The 8,884-nt window shown below is 73.6% G+C and carries 7 protein-coding genes and 1 pseudogene; 5 read left to right on the top strand and 3 right to left on the bottom strand.

What is annotated here, in order from left to right:
- Positions 1-701, bottom strand: a pseudogene (locus tag ACWDR0_RS33940) (hypothetical protein); the annotation flags it as partial.
- Between the two features lie 63 nt (positions 702-764).
- A complete protein-coding gene (locus ACWDR0_RS33935; RefSeq protein ID WP_456355684.1) occupies positions 765-1,928 on the bottom strand; it encodes an ABC transporter ATP-binding protein in 1,164 nt (387 codons plus the stop codon).
- Between the two features lie 159 nt (positions 1,929-2,087).
- Between ACWDR0_RS33935 and ACWDR0_RS33930 the strand changes: the two genes are divergently transcribed.
- From ACWDR0_RS33930 to ACWDR0_RS33920, 3 genes are all read left to right on the top strand, one after another.
- Positions 2,088-3,386 (top strand): alpha/beta fold hydrolase, encoded by a 1,299-nt coding sequence (locus ACWDR0_RS33930; protein WP_456355683.1) that lies wholly within the window; start codon positions 2,088-2,090, stop codon positions 3,384-3,386.
- 223 nt (positions 3,387-3,609) lie between these two features.
- Positions 3,610-3,795, top strand: a complete 186-nt coding sequence (locus ACWDR0_RS33925) for a hypothetical protein (protein WP_456355682.1) — start codon at positions 3,610-3,612, stop codon at positions 3,793-3,795.
- A gap of 124 nt (positions 3,796-3,919) precedes the next feature.
- Positions 3,920-4,672 carry a PIG-L deacetylase family protein gene (locus ACWDR0_RS33920; protein WP_456355681.1) on the top strand — a complete coding sequence of 251 codons (753 nt, stop codon included), beginning with the start codon at positions 3,920-3,922 and terminating at the stop codon, positions 4,670-4,672.
- Between the two features lie 45 nt (positions 4,673-4,717).
- Here the strand turns inward: ACWDR0_RS33920 and ACWDR0_RS33915 are convergent, their stop codons facing one another.
- Positions 4,718-5,899, bottom strand: a complete 1,182-nt coding sequence (locus ACWDR0_RS33915; RefSeq protein ID WP_456355680.1) for a sulfite oxidase — start codon at positions 5,897-5,899, stop codon at positions 4,718-4,720.
- 324 nt (positions 5,900-6,223) lie between these two features.
- Here ACWDR0_RS33915 and ACWDR0_RS33910 point away from each other — a divergent pair, with 324 nt between their 5' ends.
- Positions 6,224-6,907, top strand: a complete 684-nt coding sequence (locus ACWDR0_RS33910; protein ID WP_456355679.1) for a helix-turn-helix domain-containing protein — start codon at positions 6,224-6,226, stop codon at positions 6,905-6,907.
- A 364-nt stretch (positions 6,908-7,271) separates the two neighbouring features.
- Positions 7,272-8,825, top strand: a complete 1,554-nt coding sequence (locus ACWDR0_RS33905) for an ABC transporter substrate-binding protein (protein WP_456355685.1) — start codon at positions 7,272-7,274, stop codon at positions 8,823-8,825.
- Positions 8,826-8,884: the final 59 nt, after the last annotated feature.

The raw sequence follows: 8,884 nt of genomic DNA, 5'->3' as shown, positions 1-8,884 counted from the left end.
GGGCCCGCCGCCGCGGGCACCGCGGCACCGGGCCGCGGCCCGGGCACTGCCGGGGCCAGGAACAGCGCGCCCGCCGCCCCCGACCGCAGCGCCGCCTGCTCGTGCAGCTCGGCAAGGCCGGGCCGCGCGCCGCTGCGCCAGATCGTGGCGCAGGCCGCGAGATACGGCGGTACGGCCGCCTCCCGGCGGTCCGGCGGCGGCGCCACCCGCCCGTACAGCCGGATCGCCGACCCGAGGGCCAGCAGCCGCGGGCCCTCCTCGGCCAGGCGCTGCCGGACGTCCGGCGCGGTCACGAGGTCGACGACCACCGTCGTCGTCCCGGGGCGGCGGATCGTCAGCTCGGAGGCGAGCCAGTGCCACGGCAGCGCGGTGTAGCGCAGCGTGGCGGGCGTGGTCCTGGCCAGCGCCAGATGCGGCAGCCGCTGCCTGCGGTCGAGCTGGAGCTGCCCGGCGACGTACAGGAAGAGCGGCCCCTCCGCGGTCGCCGCGGCCCTGATCCGGGTGAGCACCGTCTGCGGGTCCAGCGGATCGGCCAGCTCCACGACCGTGGCCGCCATGGTCCCCGTCAGCGCGCTCGGCGGCACCGCGGCGAGCGCGGGCAGCACCGAACCGGCGTCGACCAGACGCCCCTTCCCGACCGGCGCCGCCGCGATCAGCAGCGCGGTCCCCGGCGCGGTCGTCTCCCCACCCGTGATCAGCACACCAGCACCGTAGCCCAATCCGGTGAGCCCCCACGGCCGGGTCCGCGCCCGGCCGGTACCCCGTCAGGCGTCCGGCACCGAATCGACGTCCGCCTCCGACCGCGGTACCCCGCGGGCGTCCGCGTCCACCGACCGCCGCAGCGCCTCGTGCAGCCGGGCCGGGGTCAGCACCCCGAGGAACAGATCGCCGTCGAGGACCGCGATCCACCCCGCGTCGTGCTGGAGCATCTCCCCGAACGCCTTCTTCAGCGGGGCACCCAGCGGGACCCATGCCGCCATCCGGCGGGTCAGCTCGCCGACCGTACCGCCGTCCCCGGCGATGGCCAGCGCGTCCGCGGCCACCCAGCCCCGCAGTTCACCGCCGGGCCCCAGGACGACGGCCCAGCGGGCTCCCTCCGCCCGCAGCCGCGCGGCCGCGGCCCCCGCCCGTTCACCGGGCCCGGCCACCGGCGGCTGCTCCAGGTCACCGGCCTCGATCCGGGTGACGGAGAGCCGCTTCAGCCCCCGGTCCGCGCCGACGAACCGGGCAACCTCGTCGTCGGCCGGAGCACCCAGCACCGCGGCGGGGGTGTCGTACTGCGCGATACGGCCCTGCCCGTACACGGCGATCCGGTCGCCCATCCGGACCGCCTCCTCGATGTCGTGCGTGACGAGCAGCACCGTCTTGCGCACCGTCGCCTGGAGGGCCAGGAACTCATTCTGCAGCCGCTCCCGGACCACCGGGTCGACCGCCCCGAACGGCTCGTCCATCAGCAGCACCGGCGGATCCGCGGCCAGCGCCCGGGCCACCCCGACCCGCTGCCGCTGACCACCGGAGAGCTGCGCCGGATAGCGCGAGCCGTAGACCGCGGGGTCGAGTCCGACCAGCTCCAGCAACTCCGCGGCACGCGCCCTGGCCCGGGACTTCTTCCACTTCAGCAGGGTCGGCACGGTGGCGGTGTTCTCCAGGACCGTACGGTGCGGAAAGAGCCCGGCCTGCTGGATGACATAGCCGATCCGGCGGCGCAGCTTCACCGGATCGACGGCGGAGACGTCCTCGCCGCCGACGGTGATCCGGCCCGACGACGGCTCGATCAGCCGGTTCACCATCATCATCGTGGTCGTCTTGCCGCAGCCGGACGGCCCCACCAGTGTGACGAGTTCCCCCTCCGCCACCTCGAACGAGAGGCCGTCGACGGCGGTCGTCCCGTCCGGGTAGACCTTGCTGACCTGCTCGAACCGGATCATGCCCCCACGCTAGAAGGGCGCCCCCGGGTCCGCATACGCTCGGCGACCGTCCGGGGGCGCGCCGGGACCCGCCCGGCGAGGACCCCGCCCGCCCACGGGAACACCTGTGTGATCCCATGGGCGGGCGTGACCTCAGGAAATCCCACGGCAGGAGCACCAGTGACCCGCTACCACCAGCCCGGAGCCGTCCTCACCGACCACCGGTTCGGCGTCCCCCTGGACCACACGGACCCGGACGGTGCGCAACTGGATCTCTTCGGCCGGGAACTGGTCGCTCCCGGGCGCGCGGGCGACGATCTGCCCTGGCTGGTCTATCTGGAGGGCGGCCCCGGCTTCGGGGCCCGCCGGCTCTGGGGCCGGCAGGCCTGGCTGGGCCGGGCCCTGGAGGAGTACCGCGTCCTCCTCCTCGACCAGCGCGGCACCGGCGCCTCCACCCCGCTCAACCGGCAGTCCCTCGCGGCCTTCGGCACCCCCGCCGCCCAGGCCGGACACCTGGCCCACTTCCGCGCCGACAGCATCGTCCGCGACTGCGAGACGGTCCGCCGCCGGCTCACCGGCGGCGCGCCCTGGAGCGTCCTCGGCCAGAGCTTCGGCGGCTTCTGCGCCACCCACTACCTGGGCACCGCGCCCGAGGGCCTGCGCGAGGTGTTCATCACCGGCGGACTGCCCTCCCTCCACCACCACGTGGACGACGTCTACCGGGCCGCCTACCCCCGCATCCGGCGCAAGGCGGAGGCGCACTACGACCGCTACCCGATGGACATCGACCGGGCCCGCCGTATCGCCGCCCATCTCGCCGAGCACCGCACCGTCCTGCCCGGCGGCTATGTCCTGACCCCCGAGGCCTTCCAGTCCCTCGGACTGATGCTCGGCACCTCCGACGGCAGCCACCAACTCCACTATCTGCTGGAGGACGCCTTCATCCGGGCCGGTGACCGCCACGAACTGTCCGACGCCTTCCAGGAGTCCGTCCTCACCGCCCTCTCCTTCGCCGGACACCCGCTCTACGCCCTCCTGCACGAAGCCTGCTACGGAGGCAACGGCGGCCGCCCCACCGCCTGGGGCGCCGAGCGGATCCGCGCCGAATTCCCGGAGTTCGACGCCGCCACCGCCCTCGACGGCGATACGCCTCTTCTCTTCACCGGCGAGACCATCCACCCCTGGCACTTCGAGACCGACCCCGCACTCCGGCCCCTGCGCGAGGCCGCCGAACTGCTCGCCCACCGCGCCGACTGGCCCGCGCTCTACGACCCCGCGCGGCTGGCCGCCAACGAGGTACCCGCGGCCGCCGTCGTCTACCACGACGACATGTACGTCGACACCGCCCACTCCCTCGACACCGCCCGCGCCGTACGGGGTCTGCGCACCTGGGTCACCGACGAGTACGAGCACGACGGGCTGCGCACCGGCCCGGCGGTCCTGGACCGGCTGATCGGCCTGGCCCGCGGGGAGGTCTGAACCCGGACGCACCGCCGGGGCTCCGGCCCCGGCGGGCTGGACCTTCCGGCTGACGTACAACCTCAGCCCCGCGGGCACCGGCGAGGACGCCCACAACCAGGCCAACTGGCGCCACTGCTACAAGTGCGCGGCCCTCTACTGGGGACCGAGCACCGCACAGCGCTGCCCGGCGGGCGGCCGGCACAGCTATATCCACCCCGGCGGCTACCCCCGGCAGTTCCTGATGCCCCATGACATCGGCCAGCCGGCCTGGACGCAGAACCAGTGGCGGTACTGCTTCAAATGCTCGGTGATGTTCTACAACGGCTACGCCTACCGGAACGAGTACGGTCTCTGCCCCTACGACTACATCTGGGGGCACACCGCCGCCGGATACGACTTCGCGGTCCCGGTCTCCGCCTACACCTGATCCGCCGCGGCCGGTCCGCCCGCACCTGATCCGCCGGGGCCGGTCCGGCCCACCCGGTGCCCGCGCCCGGTGCGCGCCGCCCCGCCGCCCCGCGGCTCCGTCCGCCGCGACGTATCCTGCGACCATGACCGACGCCACGGACCGGCCCGCACAGCTCGCCCCCATGCCCGAGGACTGGCAGCGGGCCCTGGCGGTCGTCGCCCACCCCGACGACCTGGAGTACGGCTGTGCCGCCGCCGTCGCCGGATGGACCGACGGCGGCCGGGAGATCACCTACCTCCTCGCCACCCGCGGCGAGGCCGGCATCGACACCCTGCCCCCCGCCGAATGCGCCCCGCTCCGCGAACGCGAGCAGCGGGCGAGCGCGGCGGTCGTCGGGGTGACGGCCGTGGAGTTCCTCGACCACCGCGACGGCGTCATCGAGTACGGCACCGCGCTGCGCCGCGATATCGCCGCCGCGATCCGCCGCCACCGCCCCGAACTCGTCATCACCCTCAACCACCGGGACACCTGGGGCGGCACCGTGTGGAACACCCCCGACCACCGGGCGGTCGGCCGCGCCACCCTCGACGCGGCCGCCGACGCGGGCAACCGCTGGATCTTCCCGGAGCTGCTGGAGGAGCAGGGTCTCGAACCGTGGAACGGCGTCCGCTGGGTCGCCGTCGCGGGCTCCACCAGCCCCACGCACGCGGTCGACGCCGGGCCCGGCCTCGAACGCTCCATCGCCTCCCTGATGGAGCACCGCACGTATATCGAGGTCCTCACCGACGAGAACCCGGCCGACTACTGCCGGGGGTTCCTCACCGGGTTCGCCGAGAGCGCGGGCGCCCGGTTCGGCGGCCGCCCGGCCGTCCCGTTCGAACTCTTCCCCCGCTGACCGGCGCGTGCCGCGCGGCACGCACCGGCCGGCGGTGACGGATCCTCAGACGACGGTCACCGGATGCCGTACGACGGCGTCGAAGAGATATCCCTGCGTGTTGTGGGCCGTCCGGTCGGGCTGGGTGTTCCCGGCCCGGTCGGTGGTCCGCGCCAGCACCGCCCCCGGGCCCGTCCGCTCCGGCCGCCAGGGAATCGTCCACCGGGTCGAACCGCCCCGGGCCGGTGGATCGCAGAGCCGGGCGGTCCGCCAGGACACCCCGGAGTCGGTGCTCACCTCGACCCGCTCCACGGGAGCGTGGGCCGACCAGGACCGGCCGGTGATCCGGTGCCGCCGCCCCGCCTCCAGCACCGCCCCGGACTCCAGCTCGACCATGCTCTTCACGGTCTGCCGGGAGAGCGGCGGCGAACCCTCCGGCGGATGACCCGCCCCGAAGAGCCGGTAGAAGCGGGTGTCCCACGGCGAGGACAGCGGCTCCTCGGCGACCTCGATGTCACCGACCCACTTCACCGACGCGATCCCGATCCACGACGGCACGATCAGCCGGACCGGGAACCCGTGGTCCGGGGGCAGCGGCTCCCCGTTCATCTCGTACGCGAGGATCACATCGTCCACGGCCTTCGCGATCGGCAGCGGCCGCCGTACCCGCCCCAGGTCCACGCCGTCGACCGTGAACGGGTCGTCGAGCCCCCGCGGCATCACCGAGACCGCCGAGGGCGACACCCCGGCCAGCTCCAGTACGTCCCGCAGCCGCGCCCCGCGCCAGCGCGCCGCGCCCACCGCGCCCAGTGTCCACGGCGTACCGCTGACCCGCTCGCCCTGCTGGCTGGTGAAGAAACTCCGCCCGTTGCCCGCGCATTCGACCACCGCGGTCCTGGTGACGGACGGCAGCGAGCGCAGCCGCCCGTAGTCCAGCTCCACGGAGCCGCCGCCGCGCAGCCCGCTGCCCCACACGGTCAGCTTCCAGTCGCGCTCGTCGAGGAGGGGCGTCGAGGTGTGGTTGCGGACGAAGAAGCGGTCGGCCGGGGTGAGCGGCCCGGTGTCCCGGAACGCCTGCTGAAGGGTTTCGGCGTTGGTGCCGCGGATGGTGAACACCTCGGGCGGCAGTGGTTTGACGATCCCCGGCGCGGCCGTGGCCGGGGCCGCGGACCCCAGGGCGAGGGGCGCGGAGAGCGGTGCGGCCGCGAGGAGCCGGAGCAGATCGCGGCGGTCGAGAGCAGGGGACACGTAAAGCCTCCTGACGGTGGTGGGGGCGGTGAACGGCACACCGGCGCACCGCGGGACAGCGCGGGGCGCAGGGGTGCCGGGGCGGCGGAGGGTGTGCGGAACGGTCCGGGGAGCGTCCGGGTCAGCGGGGACAACAGAGCCGCGAGCTGCACAGGGCGGGGGAGTCCTGGGCTCTGCGGGGGTCCGGCGTGACGACCATGGGACGGGATCCTAGACCCCGCCCGGCGCCGTACGGTACCCCCGCCGGGCCGTGCACGCCGCGCCCGGCCGACGGCCCGTACCGGCGGAATTGACAAACGGCCTTGCCGATTCTGCAATGGAATCATGGCAGAAGGACAGCGGCACGGCGCCCGGCGCACGACGGCGGACCGGGCGGAGACGGCAGCAGAGACGGCGGAGGGGGCAGCGGAAACGGCGGAGGCGGACCGGCTGGAGGCCGTGCTCGACGAGGTGGGGCCGCGGCTGCGGCGGATCAGACGGGAGCGCGGCGCCACCCTCGAAGCGCTCTCCGAGGTCACCGGAATCTCGGTCTCCACCCTTTCCCGGCTGGAGTCGGGCCGCCGCAGGCCCAGTCTGGAGCTGCTGCTCCCGCTGGCCCGCGCGCACCGGCTGCCGCTGGACGAACTGGTCGGCGCGCCGCCCGTCGGCGACCCCCGGGTCCGTTCGAAGGCGATCGTCCGCGACGGCCGGACACTCCTGCCGCTGACCCGTCGGCCGGGCGGACTCCAGGCGTACAAGGTGGTCCAGGCACCGCGGCCGGGGGAGCCGGATCCGCGGACCCACGAGGGCTACGAGTGGCTGTACGTCCTCTCCGGCCGGCTCCGGCTGGTCCTCGGCGACCACGACATCGAACTGGGGCCGGGCGAAGCGGCGGAGTTCGACACCCGCGTTCCGCACTGGTTCGGCGCGGCGGGCGAGGCACCGGTGGAGTTCCTGAGCCTCTTCGGCCCCCAGGGCGAACGGATGCATGTCAGGGCGCGCCCGCGGGGAGAGGACCGCACCGGCTGAGCACGGCGGGGTCCGCCGGCTGTCTGCCCCGGTCCGGCGGCGGCACGGCCGCCCCGGCCCCGGCCCGGCAGGGGCGGGTCCGCGCTGCCCCGCCCCGGGACCGGGACAGGCTATGGGGCGCCGGCGCCGGGCCCGAGACGGCACACGACGGACTCGGCGGGCGGGCCTGTGGCCCTCCGCACAGCAGGCCGGACAGGGTGCCGGACGACCGGCCGCACCGTGTCCCGTGGCTTGTACATGATGTTTAATTGCGATGCGTTCGCAATAACTGTTGATCTTCATGAGGGGTGTGGGTAGCGTGTCCGCTCCATCGGCCCGCCGGGTCCTTCCCGGCCACCGGATACGGAAGGCGGGCACCGTGGCCCTGGCTGCCGTGCTCACCGCGGGAGCCGCCGCCTGCTCGAACCCGGAGAGCGGTTCCGCGGGCGGGGCGAAGGACTCCGCGGTCGTCGGTATCGCGACCGAGCCCGAGAGCCTCAGCCCCCTCCTCGGCTTCGGCAAGGACGGCAACTCCAAGATCTTCGACGGGCTGCTCGCCATGGGCACCGACATGAAGCTGAAGCCCGCCCTCGCCACCGCCCTGCCGAAGGTGAGCCCCGACGGGCTGACGTACACCTACACCCTCCGCAAGGGCGTCACCTTCAGCGACGGCAAGCCGTTCACCGCGAAGGACGTCGTCTTCACCTACAAGACCGTCCTCGACCCGAAGACCAACAACGCCTCCAAGTCGGAGCTGGACGCGATCAAGGACGTCACCGCTCCCGGCGGCGACACGGTGGTCTTCACCCTGAAGTACCCCTACGCGCCCTTCGCCCAGCGCACCGTCCACCCGATCGTGCCCGAGCACGCGCTCGCCGGACAGGACGTGAACACCGGCGCCTTCACCACCCGGCCCGTGGGCACCGGACCGTACGTCCTCAGCTCCTGGTCCAAGGGCGAGAAGATCAGCTTCAAGGCGAACCCCGCCTACTGGGGCGGCGCGCCCGCGGTGAAGAAGTTCACCATGGCCGTCATCAAGGACGACGACGTCCGCGCGACCCGGCTGCGCGCCGGCGACCTCGACGGCGCCATCCTGCCGCCCAACCTGGCGGCGGGCTTCAAGGGCGACAAGTCCCGGAAGACCCTCGCCGCCACCACCTACGACTACCGGACGGTGACCCTGCCGACCGGCAACGAGGTCACCGGCGACCTCGCCGTCCGCCGGGCCCTCGACGTCGCCGTCGACCGCAAGGCCATGGTCGACAAGATCCTCGAAGGCGCGGGCAAGCCCGCCTACGGCCCCGTGCCCACCGGCAGCGAGTGGTTCGCCGCCGGTACCGAGCGCACCCAGGACCTCGACCGGGCGAAGCAGATCCTCGACGAGGCCGGCTGGCGGCCCGGCGGCGACGGGATCCGGGTGAAGGACGGCGTACGCGCCGAGTTCCCGCTCTGGTACCCCTCCGGCGACAAGCTCCGGCAGGACCACGCCCTCGCCTATGCCTCGGACGCCAAGAAGGCCGGTATCTCCATCAAGACCCAGGCCGGCACCTGGGAGGTCATCGAACCGCGGATGAAGCAGGACGCGGTACTGGCCGGCGGCGGCTCGCCCGGCGACCCCGACTTCGACCAGTACCTCCTGCTCACCTCCGCCCTCGCGGGCGACGGCTTCAACAACATGGCCTGGTACGACAACCCGGCGGTGGACCAGGCCCTGGTCAAGGGGCGGCAGAGCGGCGACAAGGCCGTCCGCAAGGCGGCGTACGACACCGTCCAGCGGGAACTCGTGAAGAACCCCGGCTACACCTTCCTCACCCACATCGACCATCTGTACGTCCTCAACGACTCCTGGGACGGCCCGAGCACCCAGACCGAACCGCACGAGCACGGTCTGGCCTCCGGCCCCTGGTGGAACATCGAGGACTGGACCCCGAAGAAGTGACCGGTGCCGAGATAGGTCGAGGTCAGCTCGTGGCTGGCAAAGCCGTACAGCTCCCGGCC

The sequence above is a fragment of the Streptomyces sp. NPDC003691 genome (assembly GCF_053981115.1).
The sequence above is the reverse complement of the archived record's forward strand: the minus strand, read 5'-3'. Positions and strand labels throughout refer to the sequence as shown.